General features: G+C 62.4%; 18 protein-coding genes. 15 read left to right on the top strand and 3 right to left on the bottom strand.

Annotation, left to right across the window (positions count from 1 at the left end; genetic code table 11):
• Positions 1 to 48 precede the first annotated feature (48 nt).
• From radC to SJY33_RS03170, 11 genes are all read left to right on the top strand, one after another.
• Positions 49 to 783, top strand: coding sequence for a DNA repair protein RadC (gene radC / locus SJY33_RS03220; RefSeq protein WP_379921103.1), 735 nt, complete (start codon positions 49 to 51; stop codon positions 781 to 783).
• Positions 784 to 853: 70 nt separating this feature from the next.
• On the top strand, positions 854 to 2,164 hold the full coding sequence (gene purB, locus SJY33_RS03215; protein ID WP_379921102.1) for an adenylosuccinate lyase: 1,311 nt from the start codon (positions 854 to 856) through the stop codon (positions 2,162 to 2,164).
• 124 nt (positions 2,165 to 2,288) lie between these two features.
• Positions 2,289 to 2,627 carry a hypothetical protein gene (locus SJY33_RS03210; RefSeq protein WP_379921101.1) on the top strand — a complete coding sequence of 113 codons (339 nt, stop codon included), beginning with the start codon at positions 2,289 to 2,291 and terminating at the stop codon, positions 2,625 to 2,627.
• A complete protein-coding gene (gene pyrF / locus SJY33_RS03205; RefSeq protein WP_379921100.1) occupies positions 2,624 to 3,310 on the top strand; it encodes an orotidine-5'-phosphate decarboxylase in 687 nt (228 codons plus the stop codon). Before SJY33_RS03210 ends, pyrF begins: the two co-directional genes overlap by 4 nt.
• Positions 3,311 to 3,323: 13 nt before the next feature.
• The gene (locus tag SJY33_RS03200; protein ID WP_379921098.1) at positions 3,324 to 3,689 is read left to right on the top strand and encodes a bleomycin resistance protein; all 366 of its coding nucleotides are present in this window, start codon (positions 3,324 to 3,326) and stop codon (positions 3,687 to 3,689) included.
• Positions 3,686 to 4,216, top strand: a complete 531-nt coding sequence (locus SJY33_RS03195; protein ID WP_379921097.1) for a GNAT family N-acetyltransferase — start codon at positions 3,686 to 3,688, stop codon at positions 4,214 to 4,216. The genes SJY33_RS03200 and SJY33_RS03195 overlap by 4 nt, the downstream gene beginning before the upstream one ends.
• 9 nt (positions 4,217 to 4,225) lie before the next feature.
• The gene (locus SJY33_RS03190; protein WP_379921096.1) at positions 4,226 to 4,858 is read left to right on the top strand and encodes a phosphoribosylanthranilate isomerase; all 633 of its coding nucleotides are present in this window, start codon (positions 4,226 to 4,228) and stop codon (positions 4,856 to 4,858) included.
• Positions 4,859 to 4,866: 8 nt separating this feature from the next.
• Positions 4,867 to 6,081 carry a tryptophan synthase subunit beta gene (trpB, locus tag SJY33_RS03185; RefSeq protein ID WP_379921095.1) on the top strand — a complete coding sequence of 405 codons (1,215 nt, stop codon included), beginning with the start codon at positions 4,867 to 4,869 and terminating at the stop codon, positions 6,079 to 6,081.
• A complete protein-coding gene (trpA, locus tag SJY33_RS03180) occupies positions 6,078 to 6,872 on the top strand; it encodes a tryptophan synthase subunit alpha (protein WP_379921094.1) in 795 nt (264 codons plus the stop codon). Before trpB ends, trpA begins: the two co-directional genes overlap by 4 nt.
• Complete coding sequence (accD, locus tag SJY33_RS03175; protein ID WP_379921093.1) at positions 6,869 to 7,723, top strand: acetyl-CoA carboxylase, carboxyltransferase subunit beta; 855 nt, start codon at positions 6,869 to 6,871, stop codon at positions 7,721 to 7,723. Before trpA ends, accD begins: the two co-directional genes overlap by 4 nt.
• Before the next feature lie 6 nt (positions 7,724 to 7,729).
• Positions 7,730 to 9,019 carry a bifunctional folylpolyglutamate synthase/dihydrofolate synthase gene (locus SJY33_RS03170; protein WP_379921092.1) on the top strand — a complete coding sequence of 430 codons (1,290 nt, stop codon included), beginning with the start codon at positions 7,730 to 7,732 and terminating at the stop codon, positions 9,017 to 9,019.
• Between the two features lie 183 nt (positions 9,020 to 9,202).
• Here the strand turns inward: SJY33_RS03170 and SJY33_RS03165 are convergent, their stop codons facing one another.
• A complete protein-coding gene (locus SJY33_RS03165) occupies positions 9,203 to 10,960 on the bottom strand; it encodes an AmpG family muropeptide MFS transporter (protein WP_379921091.1) in 1,758 nt (585 codons plus the stop codon).
• A 72-nt stretch (positions 10,961 to 11,032) separates the two neighbouring features.
• Here SJY33_RS03165 and SJY33_RS03160 point away from each other — a divergent pair, with 72 nt between their 5' ends.
• The 3 genes from SJY33_RS03160 to rsmD are packed head-to-tail and all read left to right on the top strand — an operon-like array spanning position 11,033 to position 13,910.
• Positions 11,033 to 12,193: an aromatic ring-hydroxylating dioxygenase subunit alpha gene (locus SJY33_RS03160; protein WP_379921090.1), complete on the top strand. Its 1,161-nt coding sequence runs from the start codon at positions 11,033 to 11,035 to the stop codon at positions 12,191 to 12,193.
• A gap of 17 nt (positions 12,194 to 12,210) precedes the next feature.
• On the top strand, positions 12,211 to 13,332 hold the full coding sequence (locus tag SJY33_RS03155) for a pseudouridine synthase (RefSeq protein ID WP_379921089.1): 1,122 nt from the start codon (positions 12,211 to 12,213) through the stop codon (positions 13,330 to 13,332).
• Positions 13,329 to 13,910, top strand: coding sequence for a 16S rRNA (guanine(966)-N(2))-methyltransferase RsmD (gene rsmD, locus SJY33_RS03150; protein WP_379921088.1), 582 nt, complete (start codon positions 13,329 to 13,331; stop codon positions 13,908 to 13,910). The genes SJY33_RS03155 and rsmD overlap by 4 nt, the downstream gene beginning before the upstream one ends.
• Here rsmD and SJY33_RS03145 read toward each other — a convergent pair.
• The gene (locus SJY33_RS03145; RefSeq protein WP_379921087.1) at positions 13,907 to 14,374 is read right to left on the bottom strand and encodes a hypothetical protein; all 468 of its coding nucleotides are present in this window, start codon (positions 14,372 to 14,374) and stop codon (positions 13,907 to 13,909) included. The genes rsmD and SJY33_RS03145 overlap by 4 nt on opposite strands.
• A 273-nt stretch (positions 14,375 to 14,647) precedes the next feature.
• Here SJY33_RS03145 and SJY33_RS03140 point away from each other — a divergent pair, with 273 nt between their 5' ends.
• On the top strand, positions 14,648 to 16,966 hold the full coding sequence (locus SJY33_RS03140) for an ATP-dependent helicase (protein ID WP_379921086.1): 2,319 nt from the start codon (positions 14,648 to 14,650) through the stop codon (positions 16,964 to 16,966).
• Between the two features lie 24 nt (positions 16,967 to 16,990).
• On the opposite strand, the gene SJY33_RS03135 is transcribed toward SJY33_RS03140, so the two are convergent.
• Positions 16,991 to 18,427, bottom strand: a complete 1,437-nt coding sequence (locus SJY33_RS03135) for a DEAD/DEAH box helicase (protein WP_379921085.1) — start codon at positions 18,425 to 18,427, stop codon at positions 16,991 to 16,993.
• Between the last annotated feature and the right edge of the window lie 56 nt (positions 18,428 to 18,483).

Below are 18,483 nucleotides of genomic sequence, written 5' to 3'. Positions count from 1 at the left end.
TCCAAAGGCAATGAGGCACGATGTGCAACGCTATTCCGGGGGGCGCGATTGCCGGAAGCTGAAGACAGTTTCGATTTTCTCGATGGCGTCGTGCCCGATTTCGATGCCGGAAAAGCCGCAGGAGACGGGCACCGCGCACGCCTTCGGCATCGGCTGTTGACCGGCGGCGCCGAAGCGCTCGCAGATTACGAGGTGCTGGAATACCTGCTGTTTGCAGCAATCCCGCGCGGCAACACCAAACCCATCGCCAAGGCGCTGCTCGCGCAATATGGCAGCCTCGCCGCGGTGCTCAATGCAGACCCCAGGGCCTTGCAACGCGTTAAGGGGGTGGGGGAAAACAGCGCTGCCGCGCTTAAAGCCGTCGCGCTTGCCGCCCGCAGGATGGCGCGGGGTGAAATCATGGGGAAGCCGGTTCTGGGAAGCTGGCAGGCGCTGATCGACTATCTCACCACAGATATGGCCCACCTGACCGTTGAACGGGTGCGCGTGCTGTATCTCGACACCAAGAACCGTCTGATTGAGGATCATCATGTGGGCGATGGTTCGATTGACGAGGCGGCAATTCACCCACGCGAGGTCATCCGCCGCGCCATGGATGTGGGCGCATCCGCGATGATCCTCGTCCACAACCATCCCAGCGGATCGCCCGAACCCAGCCGCGCCGATATTCAGATCACCCAGCGCATCGCCGAAGCAGGGCGGTATATGGGTGTGACTGTGCATGATCATGTCATCATCGGACGTGAAGGTCACACAAGCTTGCGGACCAGAGGACTAATCTAGCGCTCTTGCCATCCGCGCCCGCCCCGCCTAGCCCGCGCACCATATTCGCCCTCTCATCCGGAGCCGCCCGATGGTCCCCCGTTACGCCCGACCGCAAATGACCGCCTTGTGGGAACCGGAAGCGAAATATCGCATCTGGTTCGAGATCGAGGCGCACGCTACGCAAAAACTCGCTGACCTGGGCGTGGTGCCGCAATCAGCGGCCAAGGCGCTTTGGGATTGGTGGGCAACCAATCCGGCCATCGATGTCGCCGCGATCGATGCCATCGAGGCTGTGACCAAGCATGATGTTATCGCCTTCCTCGACTGGGTCGCGCAGCAGGTGGGCGAAGAGGCGCGCTTCATGCATCAGGGCATGACTTCTTCGGATGTTCTCGACACCACGCTTTCTGTGCAGTTGGCCCGGGCAAGCGATATTCTGATGGCCGATCTCGATGCGCTGCTCGCCGCCATCAAGACGCGGGCCGAGGAACACAAATACACGCCCACCATGGGGCGCAGCCACGGCATTCATGCAGAGCCCGTAACCTTTGGACTGAAGATGGCGCAGGCCTACGCCGAGTTCGATCGCTGTCGGACCCGGCTGCTGGCGGCACGTGCAGAAATCGCCACCTGCGCGATCAGCGGCGCTGTCGGCACCTTTGCCAACGTCGATCCGCAGGTCGAGGAATACGTCGCCGAAAAGCTCGGTCTGGCGGTCGAGCCGGTCTCCACGCAGGTGATCCCGCGCGATCGCCATGCGATGTTCTTTGCGACGCTCGGCGTGATCGCCAGTTCGGTCGAACGCCTGGCCATCGAAGTGCGGCACCTGCAACGCACCGAGGTGCTAGAGGCGGAAGAATATTTCTCGCCCGGCCAGAAGGGATCGAGCGCAATGCCGCACAAGCGCAACCCGATCCTCACCGAAAATCTCACCGGCCTTGCCCGCGTGGTACGGTCTGCCGTTACGCCCGCGCTGGAGAACGTGGCGCTCTGGCATGAACGTGATATTTCGCATTCTTCGGTAGAACGGTACATCGGGCCCGATGCGACCATAACGCTCGATTTCGCGCTCGCGCGGTTGACTGGCGTTGTGGAAAAACTGTTGGTCTATCCCGCACGGATGGAAAAGAACCTCAACCGGATGGGCGGCCTTATCCACTCCCAACGAGTTTTGCTGGCGCTGACTCAGGCTGGCCTGACCCGCGATGATTCCTATCGTCTGGTACAACGCAATGCGATGAAGGTATGGGAAGCGGATGGCGCACTCAACCTGCTCGATCTGTTGAAGGCAGACGCTGACGTAACGGCGCGCTTGGCACCTGATGCGCTCGATCAGCTGTTCGATCTGGGTTATCACTTCAAGCACGTCGACACGATCTTCGCGCGGGTCTTTGCATAAAGGCAGCGATGCTGGACTCGGCGGGCGAATAGCTTAGATTCGCGATCCGCACAGGCCATCGGAAGAGGCAGTTCTCGTGAAAATCCTTCGCACCATCCTTTTGATCCTGGCGGCCTTGGGCTTCTTGATCTTTGCGATCTACAATTGGCAGCCGGTCGAGCTGACGTTGTGGCAAAATCTGGTGTTGGAAACCAAGGTTCCAGTTTTGGCCCTATTGGCCTTTCTCGCAGGATTTCTGCCAATGTGGGCGCTGCATCGCAGCGTCGTTTGGAGCCAGAACCGTCGGATACGCGCACTCGAGGCGTCGCTGAAGAATGCTGCCATGGTGCGCCAGCGCGATACGCAGCCCACCACTGTGACCGGGGTGGACAACCCTGTGGAAAAGGCTGCTACAACACCGGGACAAACCGTCGATCCATTTGATGCGCCGTTGGTAAATACAGAAGGAAGCGCAAGCCAATGAGCAATCCGATCTATCTGGCGCTTGATGTGCCCAGCCTCGAACCGGCCAAGGCGCTGGTCGAAAAGGTCAAGGCGCACATTGGCGGCGTGAAGCTCGGTCTGGAATTTTTCTGTGCCCACGGCGCACATGGCGTACATGAAATTGCACATCTGGGTCTGCCGATTTTCCTCGACCTTAAATTTCATGACATTCCCAACACGGTCGCAAAGGCGATGCAGGCGATCCACGTCTACGAGCCCGCCATTGTCACCGTTCACGCCAGCGGTGGACGCGCGATGCTGGAAGACGCCAAGGCCGCCGCAGCCGAAGGGTGCAAGGTGGTGGCCGTCACGATGCTGACCAGCCTTGATGCGGCCGATCTTTCGGCCACCGGGGTTTATGGCAGCGCCGAAACACAGGTAATGCGTCTGGCCGAACTAGCGCATGAAGCAGGGCTCGATGGAATTGTATGTTCTGGCCACGAGGTCGGCATGGTCAAGAAAGCTTGGAAGGACGGTTATTTCGTCGTTCCAGGCCTGCGACCAACTGGCGCCCGGAACGGGGGCGGCACCGGCGATCAGAAGCGCGTCGTCACCCCCCGGCAGGCCCGTGACAATGGTGCCAGCGTACTGGTTATCGGTCGGCCGATCAGCCGGGCCGATGACCCTGAGGCGGCGGCCCGCGCAATCGAAGCCACGCTTTAAGAAGGCGCCCGGGTTGGATACCGCGACCCCCAACCTTCCCTCACGCGATTTTGCCGCGACGTCGGCCTTTTATGCGATGCTGGGCTTCGAAGAGGATTATCGCTCTGCTGGTTGGATGATCCTGTCACGGGGCCACGCCCTGATCGAATTCTTTCCCTACCCCGATCTAGACCCCTATGCCTCGTCCTTCAGCTGCTGCCTGCGGTTGGACGATTTGGCTGCGATGATGCGCGCCGTGGAGGCGAGCGGTGTGCCCAATGCCCGATCCGGCATCCCACGCTATCATCCCGCGGCGCCCGAGCCGAGCGGGCTTACAATTGCGTATCTTGTCGATCCCGACGGAACGCTGCTGCGCCTTATTCAGAACGACCAGCCATGATTGATACCCTCACCATCACCATCGCAGAACCCGCAGACGCCCCGGCGCTGAAAGCCCTGCTGGAAGCTGCCTATCGCGGCGATTCGGCGCGGGCTGGTTGGAACCACGAAGCTGACATTCTCGATGATGAACGCATCGCGGCACATGAACTCGATGCGCTGTTGAACGATCGTGCGGTCACCATTCTGATTGCGCGATCATCACGTGCGGCAGGCGGTGATAACCTGATGGGGTGCGTCGCCGTGACACGGATCGATAACGCCCGCGGCTATCTTGGCATGTTGTGCGTTGCCCCTGCCTTGCAATCGGGCGGGTTTGGACGGCGGCTGCTTGATGCGGCAGAGGATCGTGGGCGCACGATCGGGATCACACGCATGGAAATGACTGTGATCGACAGCCGGGAAAGCCTGATCACATGGTACGAGCGGCGAGGCTATCTGCGCACGGGCGAAACGCGCCCTTTCCCGGTTGCCCGCAATCCGCCAATCACTTTCACGGTGCTGGAAAAACCGCTCGCCCCGGCCTAGGGCGGCTTGATGACCGGCACCCTCGTGAAAATCTGCGGGCTTTCCACGCCTGAAACCCTTGCTGCGGCTGCGAAAGCGCGGGCGGATTACGTCGGACTTGTGCATTTCGAAAAGAGCCCGCGTCATCTGAGTATCGCCCAGGCATCGCGGCTGCGCGGACTGGTGCCGCCGCAGGTCAAGGTGGTGCTGTTGATCGTCAATATGGCTGCCACGACGCTTGCGCACGCCGTGCGTGAAGTGCGCCCGGACGTTGTGCAGTTCCACGGCGACGAGACCCCTGAAACCCTTGCCCGCTTTCGGTCCGAAACGGGGATTGAAGCTTGGCGCGCATTGGGCGTGACAAGCGTGGATTCGTTGACTGCGGCCGCTCGCTTCAATGGCGCTGCAGACCGGTTGCTGTTCGATGCGCCCGCCAGCGGCCTGCCCGGCGGCAATGGCACGCGTTTCGACTGGAACGTGCTGCGCGCTTACAAGTCGCCGACACCGTGGGGACTGGCGGGCGGACTGACGCCTGCCAATGTCGCCGAGGCCATTCGCCTCACCGGTGCGCCCCTCGTCGACACATCGTCAGGTGTAGAAAGAGCGCCCGGCATCAAGGACGTGGACAAAATCGCTGCCTTCTGCAAAGCGGCCCGGGTATGAACAATCCCATGAACACAACCCCCAATTCCTTCCGCAACCAGCCCGACGAGCGCGGCCATTTCGGCCAGTTCGGCGGGCGCTATGTTGCTGAAACGCTGATGCCGTTGGTGCTCGATCTCGAGCGCGAATATCGCGCCGCGCAGGCCGATCCGGCGTTTCAGGCCGAATTCGACGACCTGCTTGAGCATTACGTGGGCCGCCCCAGCCCGCTCTATTTCGCGCCGCGCCTCACCGAGGAATTGGGCGGCGCGCAGGTGTGGTTCAAGCGCGACGAGCTCAATCACACCGGCGCGCACAAGATCAACAATTGCATCGGGCAGATCCTGCTCGCGATGCGGATGGGCAAGACCCGCATCATCGCCGAAACCGGCGCGGGGCAGCACGGGGTCGCCACCGCCACGGTGTGCGCGCGCTTTGGCCTGCCTTGCGTGATCTACATGGGCGCCGAGGACGTGGCGCGCCAATCGCCCAACGTGTTCCGGATGAAGCTCTTGGGCGCGGAAGTGATCCCCGTGACCAGCGGCGGCGCAACGCTGAAGGACGCGATGAACGAGGGCCTGCGCGACTGGGTCGCCAACGTCCATGACACCTTCTACATCATCGGCACCGCTGCCGGCCCGCACCCCTACCCCGAGATGGTGCGCGATTTCCAGAGCGTGATCGGCAAGGAAGCGCGCGCGCAGATGCTGAGCCGCGTTGGCCGCCTGCCCGACATGCTGGTCGCCTGCATCGGCGGCGGATCGAATGCGCTGGGGCTGTTCCATCCCTTCCTCGACGATGCATCCGTGAAGATGCTCGGCGTCGAAGCGGCAGGCCACGGCCTCGACGGTAACGAGCACGCTGCCAGCCTGCTCGGCGGCACGCCCGGTGTGCTCCACGGCAACCGCACTTACCTGCTGCAGGACGAGGACGGCCAGATCACCGAAGGCCACTCGATCAGCGCCGGGCTCGACTACCCCGGCATCGGCCCCGAACACGCATGGCTCAAGGAATCGGGCCGCGTCGATTACACCGCTGTCACTGATGACGAGGCGCTCGAAGGCTTCAAGCTGCTGTGCCGCACCGAAGGCATCATCCCTGCGCTGGAGCCCGCTCACGCGATCGCCGCCGTCAGCAAGATCGCGCCGACGATGCCCAAGGACAGCATCATCCTCGCCAACCTGTGCGGCCGCGGCGACAAGGACATCTTCACCGTTGCGGAGCGTCTGGGGGTCGAACTGTGAGCCGCTTCGCTTCGGCTTTCGGCCAGCCCCGCCCCGCGCTCGTCTGCTTCATCACCGCAGGCGATGGCGACACCGCGGCCAATCTCGATGCGCTGGTCGAAGGCGGCGCGGATGTGATCGAGCTGGGCATGCCCTTTACCGATCCGATGGCCGATGGGCCCGCGATCCAGAGCGCCAATCTGCGCTCGCTGGGCGCGGGCACCACCACCGCCGATGTGCTGCGCTACGCCACCGACTTCCGCGCCCGGCACCCCGATGTGCCGCTGGTGCTGATGGGCTATGCCAACCCGATGGTGCGGCGCGGGCCTGAGTGGTTCGCGCAAGCTGCGGCTGATGCTGGCATTGACGGCGTGATCTGCGTCGACATTCCGCCCGAGGAGGACGACGCGCTCGGCCCGGCGCTGCGCGCTCATGGCATCGCCCCGATCCGCCTGGCTACCCCGACGACCGATGCTGCGCGCCTGCCACAGGTGCTCGAAGGCTCGGCCGGGTTCATCTATTACGTCTCGGTCGCCGGGATCACCGGCAAACAACAGGCAGTGCAGTCCAGCATCGAGGAAGCCGTGGCACGATTGAAGCAATCTACCGATCTCCCCATCGCCGTCGGCTTTGGCGTGCGCACCCCCGAACAGGCTGCTGCCATCGCCAAGGTGGCCGACGGCGTCGTGGTCGGCAGTGCACTTGTGGAGATCTGCGGCGAATATGGCGCGCAAGCCCCTGCCAAGCTAGGGGAACTGACCAAGGCGCTCGCCGACGCCGTCCACACCGCCAGGCAGGAGATCGCGCAATGAGCTGGTTGACCCGTGTTCGCAATTCGCTGGGCTTTTCGTCCGAGAAGAAGACTTCCACGGAAAAGGATCTGTGGATCAAGTGCCCTTCGTGCCAGGAAATGCTCTTCGTGCAGGAATACGAGGCAAACCTTTCGGTTTGCCCGAAGTGCGAACATCACGGCCGCATCGGCGCCGATGCCCGGCTGGCGCTGCTGCTCGACCCCGGGTTCGGATTGCTGCCCTTGCCCAAGGTCACAGAAGACCCGCTGCAGTTCAAGGACACCAAGAAGTACACCGATCGCCTGAAGGCCGCACGCGCTGCCAACCCGCATGAGGATGCCTTTGTGGTCGGATCGGGCACGATCGACACGCGGCCTGCCGTTGTGGGGGTGCAGGATTTCGGCTTCATGGGCGGATCGATGGGGATGGCCGTGGGGCAGGCGTTCTGCGAAGGCGCGCAAAAGGCGCTGGATCGTGGCTGCGCCTATGTCGTGGTGACGGCGGCGGGCGGTGCGCGGATGCAGGAAGGCATCCTGTCGCTGATGCAGATGCCGCGCGCTACCGTCATGACCCGTCGGCTGAAGCAGGCAGGACTGCCCTATATCGTCGTGCTGACCGACCCGACCACTGGCGGCGTGACAGCCAGCTACGCGATGCTGGGCGATATCCACATTGCCGAACCTGGCGCGCTGATCGGCTTTGCGGGCCAGCGCGTCATTCAGGACACGATCCGCGAACAGCTGCCCGACGGGTTCCAGCGCGCTGAATATCTGCACAAGCATGGCATGGTCGACATGGTCGTTCATCGCCGCGATCTGCGGGCGACGCTTGCGCAGGTGCTCGATTATCTTCAGCCGGTAAAGGCGGCATAACGCGCGATGCGCGATTTCGGTCGGTCGGACGACCCGCGTGTGCAGGCGCAGCTTGATCGTCTTGCCGCGCTGAGCCTGCCGCAAGGAAGGCTGGGGCTGGAGACGATCCGAGCGCTGATGGAGCGCCTCGGCAATCCGCACCGCAAGCTGCCGCCCGTGTTCCATGTCGCCGGCACAAACGGCAAGGGATCGACCTGCGCTTTCCTGCGGGCGATGCTGGAGGCTGAGGGATACAAGGTCCATGTTACCACCAGCCCCCATCTGGTGCGCTACAACGAGCGTATTCGGCTGGCGGGGGAGCTGATATCGGACGCTGAGCTCGCCGCGACCCTTGAAGGGGTGCTGCACGCCGGGGAAGACCTCAGCCCCAGCTTCTTCGAAGTCACCATCGCTGCTGCCTTTCTCGCCTTCAGCCGCACGCCTGCGGATGCCTGCGTTGTCGAAGTCGGCATGGGCGGGCGCTTCGATGCGACCAACGTGCTCGAGCCCGTGGCGCTGGCGGCTTGCGGGATCGCCGCGCTCGGCCTCGATCACGAACGCTTCCTGCTCGCGCCCGAAGATGGCGTGCCGACAGAGCCGATGGCACGGATCGCCTTCGAGAAGGCGGGAATTGCGAAGAAAGGCGTGCCGCTGGTCGCCATGAACAACGGCGACAAGCCGAATGTCGAAATCGCGCGCGCGGCAGAGCGAGTTGGCGCCATAATCTTTGCTTACAACAAGCACTGGTACATCGGTGCGCATAGCGGGTTTCTGGAAGACGATCGGGGCGAGTTGAACCTTCCCCCACCTTCGCTTGTCGGCGAACATCAGATGATGAACGCCGGTCTCGCCGCTGCCATGCTCCGGGCGCAGGCACGCATTCCTGTATCCGACAACGCGATCCTTGCAGGCGTCCGCAGCGCCCACTGGCCTGCGCGGATGCAGCGCCTGAAGCCAGGACCGCTGGTCGGCGCGCGGACCGTGTGGCTGGACGGCGGGCACAACCCGCAGGCTGGCGCAATGCTGGCCGCGCACTTCCAACACGAGCGCCTGCATCTGGTGATCGGCATGATCGAAGGCAAAGACCCCGCCGCGCTTACAGCCCCGCTTGCGCCGCTGCTTGAGAGCGTCACGGCTGTGCCCGTGCCGGGGCATGACTGGCACCCGGCCAGCGCGTTTGGCCCCGATGCCCGCCCTGCTCCCGATGTGCCGAGCGCCCTGGCGATGATCCCCAACGACGGTCTTCCCATCCTCATCGCAGGCTCGCTCTACCTTGCGGGTGAGGTGCTGCGGTTGAACGACGAGTTGCCGGATTAGGCACCCCGCCTGCTCTTGTGTTGGAGACACATGAGACACTGTCCAGAGAGAGAAAATTCGGGCCGGCCAGCCATTCCCTTGTATCGGCTACCGGGCGGGGATACTGGCTTGCCATGCACGCGGGTTTGCCCGCGCAGGGATATGTAGGAAAGTCCCGCTACACCCCCACGATACTGCGCCGGATCACGCCAGCGCCGGGTCAGGCTGCACCACCCCGCTCGCCGCGCCGCTGCGCGCCTGCCGCCACCATTCCAGCGCGCACAGCACCACCGCGACCACTCCGATCAGCGCGGTGAAGATAAAGACGAAGTAATAGCCGCGGTCCTCGATCATCTGCCCCAGCGCGCCGCGCCCCAAGGTTCCGATCAAAAGCGTCAGCGATGCCAGCAGCGCGAACTGCACCGCCGCGTAACGTTTGGCCACGATGCTGGAAAGCCACGCGATATAGGCCGCCCCCGCGATCCCAATGGCGAGGTTTTCCCAGAAGATCGTGAATGCGAGCCGCGCCAGACCCTCCGAAGGCGGCGCTGCAACGAAGAACAGCGGAGCCAGCCCGTTCGCGGTAACATTTACCAGCCAGGTAAAGCCAATCGCGTCGCTCGCCGCCTGCATTGTGGCGCCCCCCAGCGCCAGATCGGCGTAGAGCAGGTTAGTTGCCGCCGCGATCACCGCGCCCAGCGTCAGCATGAACATCCGCCCGAGCACAGTAATCAGCCACCCGCCCAGCGCCAGCCCGATCAGGATGGCAAAAATGCCGAGGATTTTGGAAGCGAACGCCACCTCCTCCCCGGTATAGCCCAGCTCGCCAAGGTAGAACGGGTAGGCGAACACCCCCCAGACCGAGTCTGTGATCCGGTAGGTCAGCACCAGCGCAAGAACCAGCATCAGCGACCAGCCCATCCGGTTGACGAATTCAACCAGCGGCAGCACCAGTGCGCGGTACAGGTGATCGGTAAACTTGACCTTGTGATCGGCAAGACCGCCCGGTGAGGCAGCGATGATATTTGCACCGTCGCGCTTCTGTTTGACCACCCACGCGGCAATGAAGGCAGGCAATACGATCGTGGCCAGCACGATCAGCGGACCATATGTGGTGGTGAACAGGGTCACGTCAGGGCGCGTTTCGGGGCTTTCGGTCATAGAACGTACCATGAAGACAACCACCGTGCCGATTGCCCAGGTCCACAACAACCCTACGGCCAACAGCGCACGGTTGCGCACCTTTTCCGACACTTCGCCAACAGTGTAGAGTTCGGCCACTTCGTCGTGATTGGCCGCCGCGTTGGCTACGCGGTCTTCGGTGACGCGGGCATCGGGCGCAAACAGGCCCGCAATGCCGATAGCCAGCATGAACCCACCGAACATGACATAGACGAACGGCCAGCCATACCGATCCGCCATGATCAGGCCGATGGCCCCGCCCACCAATGACGCCAGACGGAACCCCATCTGCGTGATCGTCGACAGGATATCGATCGTCGCCACCTCGTCCGCCACATCGATCCGCCAGGCGTTGATGGCAATGTCCTGCGTGGCGCTGGCAAAGGCGCCGATGGCGGCGAGCAGGCTGAACCAGGCGAGCGCATTCTTGGGGTCAAGAAAGCTCATCACCACCAGCGCGATCCCGATGACAAGCTGCATCGGTGCGATCCACTGCTTGCGTTTGCCCAACCGCCGCAGGCCCGGAATATCGACCTTGTCGAGCAACGGCGACCACAGGAACTGAAACGCGTAGGCCAGCCCGACAAGCGAGAAGACCCCCATCGTTTCCAGATCGACCTCCGCTTCGGAAAGCCACGCGTAAAGCGTACCGAGGAACAGCGCGGGCGGCAGACCCTGGGCAAAGCCGAACAGCAGCATGTAGCCGCTTTTCGGGCTGCGCAGCGCGCCCATCAGCGTGCGCCAGCCGGGCTTGCCTTTCGTCCCAGTGTGTTCGGCCATCAAGCAGCGTCCTTTTCGTTGGCGCCAAAGTCTGCGACACTAGCCGCGCTGCAGAGGTTTGGGGAAGAGAGCATGAACCGAGTTGAAACCACTGTCCCCAGCTTGCGCCCCACGGCGGGCCAATTGGCGCTGGCCGAAGCGATCCGCGGCGGTGTCGCCAAGCAGGCAGGCGGTATCCAGACGATCCCGGCGCGCAATTACATCTGCCCCGATCATTTCGCAGCCGAAAGGGCGGCGCTGTTTGATCGCTTGCCGCAGGTGCTGTGCCCTTCCGCCTTGCTGCCCGACGCTGGAATGGCGGTGCCGCACGATGCCACGGGCCGTCCGCCGCTTGTAACCCGTGACAATGTGGGCCGCGTCCATGTCTTCCTTAACGTGTGCCGTCACCGCGGCACGCGGCTGGTCGAAGGTAATGATGTGCAATGCGCCAAGCGGCTGGTCTGCCCCTACCATGCCTGGACGTACCGGCTCGATGGCGGTCTGCTTGCACTGCCCCGCCCTGAAACCTTTCCCGGTCTGGACAAGGCCGATTTCGGGCTGGTGGAACTACCCAGTCGGGAAGAGGGCGGGCTGATCTGGTTTGCCCCCATCGGACAGGCTGATTTTTGCGATGCCGAACGGTTGGGCGCTGATCTTGACGCCTTCGGGCTTGGCAGCGCCCACCTGTTCCGGCGCAAGACCCACACGGTCAAAGGCAACTGGAAGCTTATCATGGATGCCTTCCTTGAAAGCTATCACGTCACCCGGTTGCACGCCGCTACCATCGGGCCGTTCTTCAAGGACGGTATCACTGCAGGCGATCAGATCGGCCCGCATCAGCGTTCAGCGGTGGGCCGGTTGGAGGAGATGGAGACCGTCGATCTGAACGATATGGCTGCGCTGCGGCGCGTGGTTACATTCGCCTACCAGCTTTTGCCTGCCACGATCATCGTTCCCAGTCCCGATTACATCAATGTCATGGTGCTGATGCCCCAGGCGGCTGATTGCACGCTGGTCGAAGATTTCATGCTGATTCCCGAAGCGCCCACCACGCAAAAGGCGCTGGCCCATTGGGAAAAGAGCTGGAATCTGCTGGACGGCGGGGTGTTCGCTTCGGAAGATTTCCGCGCGGCCGAACTGGGTCAGCAAGGCCTTTCGTCAGGGGCGATCGACCATCTTACGCTGGGCACGCTTGAAGGTGGGATCGCACGGTTTGACCAGATCGTGCGCGAAGCCTTGCGGGCGGCTCCTTGAGGCCCTAGGCGCGCGCCATGCCCACCCAGCCCCCCCGTTCCGAAGGACGCCCCGAAGGCGACCGTATCGCCAAATTGCTTGCCCGTGCCGGTATCGCCAGCCGGCGCGAGATCGAACGGATGATTGCAGAAGGCCGCGTGGCGCTGGATGGCAAGGTGCTGCATACGCCGGCAACCATTCTTGCCAGTTTGCGAGGCGTGACCGTTGATGGCAATCCGGTTGCCGCCGCTGAAGCCACGCGCCTGTTCGCGTTCCACAAGCCAACCGGGCTCATCACCGCCGAACGCGATCCTGCTGGCCGGCCGACGATATACACCGCGCTGCGCAACGCTCTGCCCAAGGATACGCCGCGGCTTATGCCGATCGGGCGGCTTGATATGAACACCGAAGGCCTGCTGCTGCTGACAAACGATGGCGGTCTCAAACGCACCATGGAACTGCCCGCGACCGAGGTTCCCCGCACCTACCGCGCCCGCGCATTCGGAGCCGTATCGCAGGAACAGCTTGAAGGCCTGATGGACGGGATCGAAATCGATGGCGTTCGCTATGGCCCGATCAATGCCAATCTGGAGCGGTCGGCTGGCCGCAATCTCTGGGTCGAAATGACAATCACCGAAGGTAAGAATCGTGAAGTTCGCAATGTGCTCGAACATCTCGGCTTGCAGGTCAATCGTCTGATCCGCACCGGATACGGCCCCTTCAATCTTGGCGATCTGCCGCGGGGGCTGGCGGTTGAGCTGACTGGCAAGCCTACGGCGCATTTCATCTCCGAAATGACCGGTGCGCCCATCCCGCGTGGAGGCGTGAAAAAGGCGGAGAAAATCGCAATCGACGCCGCCAGGCCCGCTCGTCCGCCCCGGCCAACGCCGCGCAACGCGCCTGCCGTGCGGCCGACGCGGTCCGATCCGGCATTTGCACCTGCCGCTTCGCGCACCGATGCCGACGCGGACAGGAAACCGCAGCGCCGCGGGGCCAAGCCGCCAGTGGCACCTGCAAAGGGGCGCGAGGTGCTGACCAATGCGCCGCGCCGCGGACCAACCGGGCCCGGATCATCGCGCTCCAGCGCAGGGTCGCGCAAGCGTCCGCCATCGACACGCGGCAATACGCCATCAGCGCCGCCGCGCGGGCCTCGCAAATGAGGATTATTGCAGGCGACTGGCGCGGACGGAAGCTGGCCGCGCCCAAGGGCGAAAGCACGCGTCCCACCGCTGATCGTGCGCGCGAGACGCTTTTCGCCATGCTGACAAGCCGGCTTGGTGATTTTGAAGGATTGCAGGTCGCCGATCTGTTTGCCGGTTCGGGCGCGCTGGGGCTGGAAGCATTGTCACGCGGGGCAGCGCATTGCCTGTTTGTTGAACAGGATCGCGCTGCGGTCGATGTCATCCGCGGCAATATCGCGGCGCTTGATGCGCTCACACGGTCGCGGGTTGAGACGGGGTCGGTGATGCAACTGCGGGCGGCGCAGCGCCCGCTCGACCTTATCCTCGCTGACCCACCGTATAACTCGGGCGCTGGCGAAGTGTCGCTGGATCGCTTGATGCGCCTGGGGTGGATCGGGCCGGAAACCTGGATCGCGGTGGAAACCAGCTTCAAGGAAGATTTCAGCGTCAAGGGACTGGCCCTCGAAGCCGAACGCCGGGTCGGAAAGGGCAAGCTCAGCCTGTTGAAGCTGGCGGCGCCCGATGCCGACCCGGCGATTGGGGCAGGCGCGGATTAAGCGCCCATCTGTTCAAGCTTGGTCTTGATCTGAAACCAGGCGGATTCGCGCTGGGCTTCGGTCAGGCGTGTCAGTGCAGCCTTGTCGTCATCAGTCAGACGCCAGAAGATATCCTGACGATCTTGCGACAGCGACCAGAAATAGTTCTGCGTTTCAGGTGCCCACATATCGTAGGCTGCTTGCTGATCTTGCGGCCAGGCCTCCATCGACGCCATTTGATCGGCGGTCGGTGCTGGTAGCGGTGCCGTGGTAGGCATCGGAGCCGGGGCTTCGGTCGTGGTTGGCGCGGCTGTTCCGTTCATTGCCGGCATGGAAGCCGCATCAGCCGGGGCCGTATCGGTTCCGGGCGCAGCTGCTGGCGGCGGCGCTGGCATTGCCTGATCCTGCGCACTTGCCAATGCCGGTGCCGTCGCAAATGCCAAAGCGATAGCAGAGAGGCCGAACGTATTCAGATATTTATGCATGGGTTTCTCCAATTCTTTTGACCCAGACATGACGAACGCAAAAAGCATGTCCAGCCGATGGCTTCCCTGCTGACCGGACCATTTCAAGTATGGGGCTGCGCGGGTCAGACACAATCCCAACGCCGGGGCAGGCAGCCTGTCCGGGCCACCATCCATCGCCAATTGTGGCTGAAAAGCGGCAGGCCGAATTTCGGGTTGGCTGATCAATTGACCATTCCCGCCTCTGTTCGCTTGCCCCTTCGGCAATTGTTCCCTACCTGTTCGCACGATATCATGAGTGACAATATGCCCACCCCCCTTCCCGCACGCGATTCCGGCGCTGCAGCGGTGCCCGCCTATGCCGCGCGTCTGAACCCTCCTCAGCGCGCCGCGGTCCTCACGACAGAAGGGCCGGTGCTGATGCTGGCAGGCGCGGGCACTGGCAAAACCGCTGCGCTCACATCGCGGCTGGCGCATCTGGTCGCAACGGGCCGCGCCTATCCATCGCAGATCCTTTGCGTCACCTTCACCAACAAGGCCGCACGCGAAATGCGTGAACGGGTGGCCCATCATCTCGGCCCGCAGGCTGAAGGGTTGCCATGGCTGGGCACATTTCACTCGATCTGCGCAAAGATGCTGCGACGCCACGCCGAACTGGTGGGGTTGCAAGCCAATTACACCATCATCGACACCGACGATCAGCTACGGTTACTAAAGGCGCTTATCACCGAAGCGGAACTTGATGAAAAGCGTTGGCCTGCCCGGCAATTGTCAGGCCTGATCGACCGCTGGAAAAATCGCGGACTGAACCCGGCCGATCTCGATGCCGCCGAAAACGAAGCTTACGCCAATGGCAAGGGCGCGCAGCTTTATGCACGTTATCAGGAACGATTGAAGGCGCTGAACGCCTGCGATTTCGGCGATCTGATGCTGCATATGCTGAACATCCTGAAACAGCACCGCGACATCCTGTCCGATTACCAGCGCCGCTTCCGCTATATCATGGTGGACGAATATCAGGACACGAACGCCGTCCAGTACCTGTGGCTGCGGCTGCTTGCGCAGGAACACAAGAACATCTGCGTGGTCGGCGACGACGATCAGTCGATCTATTCATGGCGCGGTGCAGAAGTCGCCAATATCCTGCGATTTGAAAAGGATTTTCCGGGTGCCGCGGTCATCCGGCTTGAACAGAATTATCGGTCGACCCCGCATATCCTTGGGGCGGCGTCCGGGCTGATCCGCGCCAATTCTCAGCGGCATGACAAGACGTTGTGGACCGAGGTCAACGGCGGCGACAAGGTCAAGGTGATCGGGGTCTGGGACGCGCCCGAAGAAGCGCGCCGGGTGGGCGAAACCATCGAACGGCTTGAACGAGAAGGCGCGCCGCTTAACCAGGTCGCTATTCTGGTTCGGGCACAATACCAGACGCGTGAATTTGAAGACCGCTTCATCCAGATCGGGATCAATTACCGCATCATTGGCGGCTTTCGCTTTTACGAACGCGCCGAAATTCGCGATGCGCTGGCCTATCTTCGTCTGATTGCGCAGCCGCAGGACGATCTGGCGTTTGAACGCATCCACAACCAGCCCAAGCGCGGGCTTGGCGCCAAGGCGCTGGAGCAGATGCACAGCCACGCCCGCCGGACGGGCCTGCCGCTGGCAGCGGCTGCGCTGCAATTGGCGGATAGCGATGAACTGCCCAAGCGGACGGCAAACACCATCGGCGGACTGATGCAGCAATTTCTGCATTGGCGTGGTCTTGCCGACACGATGACGCCGTCAGATTTGCTGCGGCTGGTTCTGGAAGAATCGGGCTACAACGCGATGCTGTCCAACGACCGGTCACCCGAAAGCGCAGGCCGCGCCGAAAACCTGACCGAACTTGCGCGTGCGATGGAAGATTACGACAGTCTTGGTCACTTCCTTGAACACGTCAGCCTTGTGATGGACAATGACCGATCGGATGCCGAAGAAACGGTAACGATCATGACAATCCACGCTGCCAAGGGTCTTGAGTTCGACAATGTCTTTTGCGTGGGGTGGGAAGAAGGCGTGTTCCCGTCGCAACGCGCGATCGACGAAGGCGGGCTTGCCAGTCTCGAAGAGGAACGCCGGCTTGCCTATGTAGCCATTACCCGGGCAAGGCGGCACTGCACGATTTTGCATGCAGCAAACCGCCGGATCTATGGGCAATGGACGAGCTCGATCCCCTCGCGCTTTATCGAGGATTTGCCGGAAGAGCATATCGAACAGGAAACCACGTTGACCGGCGGCGCTTCGCTGTGGCGTGCCAATTGGAGCGAGCAGGATGATCCGTTCGCGCATGTTGCCCGCGATCGTCCGGAACGCGCACAGCAGCGCGGCCCCGGGTGGCAGCGTGCGATTGCGTCAGGTTATGACACGAAGCCTGTGCGCGTGCGCGAAAACACCCGATCGGCCGCAAGTTTTGCCGCGCCTGCCCGCAGCGATGTGACGATCGGCGCGATGGTGACACATGCCAAGTTCGGAACCGGCTGCGTCATCGATCAGGAAGGCAACAAGCTTACGATCATGTTCGAAGAATTGGGCGAAAAGCGCGTGCTGGACAGTTTCGTGACCGTGGTGGGGTAGCCACCCCCACGGTCAGCCGCGAAGCTACCGGCCAAACCCCACATCGAGGAAATTCGGACGGGGCCCGTTCCATTCGCCCGCAGGAACAGGCGCGTCATCCTCGTCATGGCGGCGACGAGGTTTGCGTTCGTCGCCTGTGGCCACGCGATCAGGGCGGGAACCGGATTTTTCGCGGCGCGGACGCGTTTTCTGTGCTTCTGCGGGTGCCGCCTCTTCACGCGACGCGGCGTCGGTGCGAGCGCGGCGCGGCTTGCGCTCGGCACGCTCTTCGCGTTCTTCCTTTTCCGGCTCATCCGCTTTCTCAGCGTCAGCCTTGGCCATCATCTCGCTGAGATCGACCCGAACATCGTCCTTGCCGAAAACGTTGATGGCGCTGCCCGTTAACTTTTCGACGTTGCTGATCGCTTCGGCGTCTTCTTCGGAAACGAAGGTGAAGGCCCGGCCCTTGGCGCCAGCGCGGCCCGTGCGGCCGATGCGGTGGACGTAATCATCGGGGTGCCAGGGCGTGTCGTAATTGAACACGTGGCTCACACCCTTGATGTCCAGTCCGCGCGCCGCAACATCCGATGCAACCAGAATATTGACCTCGCCCGCCTTAAAGCGGTCCAGTTCCTTGATCCGGCTCGACTGGTCCATGTCGCCGTGGATTTCGGAAGACTTGAAGCCGAGGCGGTTCAGGCTCTGATTGAGTTCGCGCACGGTTGTCTTGCGGTTGGCAAAGATGATCGCGGTTTCCACCAAATCATTTTCAAGAAACCAGCGCAGCGTGTCTTTCTTCGCCCGCGATTTCACCGGCACCTTGAAAGCGGTGATGTCGGAATTGGTAGAAGCCGCACGGCTAACTTCGATCCGCTTGGGATTGGTCAGGAATTTCTTGGACAGTTTTTCGATCGGCGGGGGCATGGTGGCCGAAAACAGCATCGTCTGGCGCGTTTCAGGCAATTTGGAACAGATGAATTCGATGTCGGGGATGAAGCCCATGTCGAGCATCCGGTCAGCCTCGTCGATCACCAGCAATTCGCAGCCGTTGAGCATGATCTTGCCGCGTTCGAACAGGTCCATCAGCCGGCCCGGTGTGGCAATCAGCACGTCGACCCCGTCGGACAAGGCTTTGAGCTGGTCACCCATCTGCACGCCGCCGATCAGCAGCGCCATTTTCAGATCGTGGTTCTTGCCGTACTTCTCGAAGTTCTCGGCGACCTGTGCGGCAAGTTCGCGGGTAGGTTCGAGAATGAGCGACCGCGGCATCAGCGCCCTGCGGCGGCCCGAGGCCATCACGTCGATCATCGGCAGCACGAAGCTTGCAGTTTTGCCAGTGCCGGTCTGGGCAATGCCGATCAGGTCGCGCATCATCAAGACGGTCGGAATGGCCTGCGCCTGAATCGCGGTGGGCGTTGAATAGCCCGCGTCTTCGACGGCTTTGAGCAATTCGGGTGAAAGGCCGAGATCGGCAAAAGTCATGCGGTGTGTTGTGTCCGAGAATTGCGGGCAGGGTTACTGCCGGGATTAAAACCCGG

Source organism: Erythrobacter sp. R86502 (assembly GCF_042466465.1).
Taxonomy (GTDB): domain Bacteria; phylum Pseudomonadota; class Alphaproteobacteria; order Sphingomonadales; family Sphingomonadaceae; genus Erythrobacter.
Note: the sequence above shows the minus strand (reverse complement) of the source record. Positions and strands in the feature narration are given on the sequence as shown.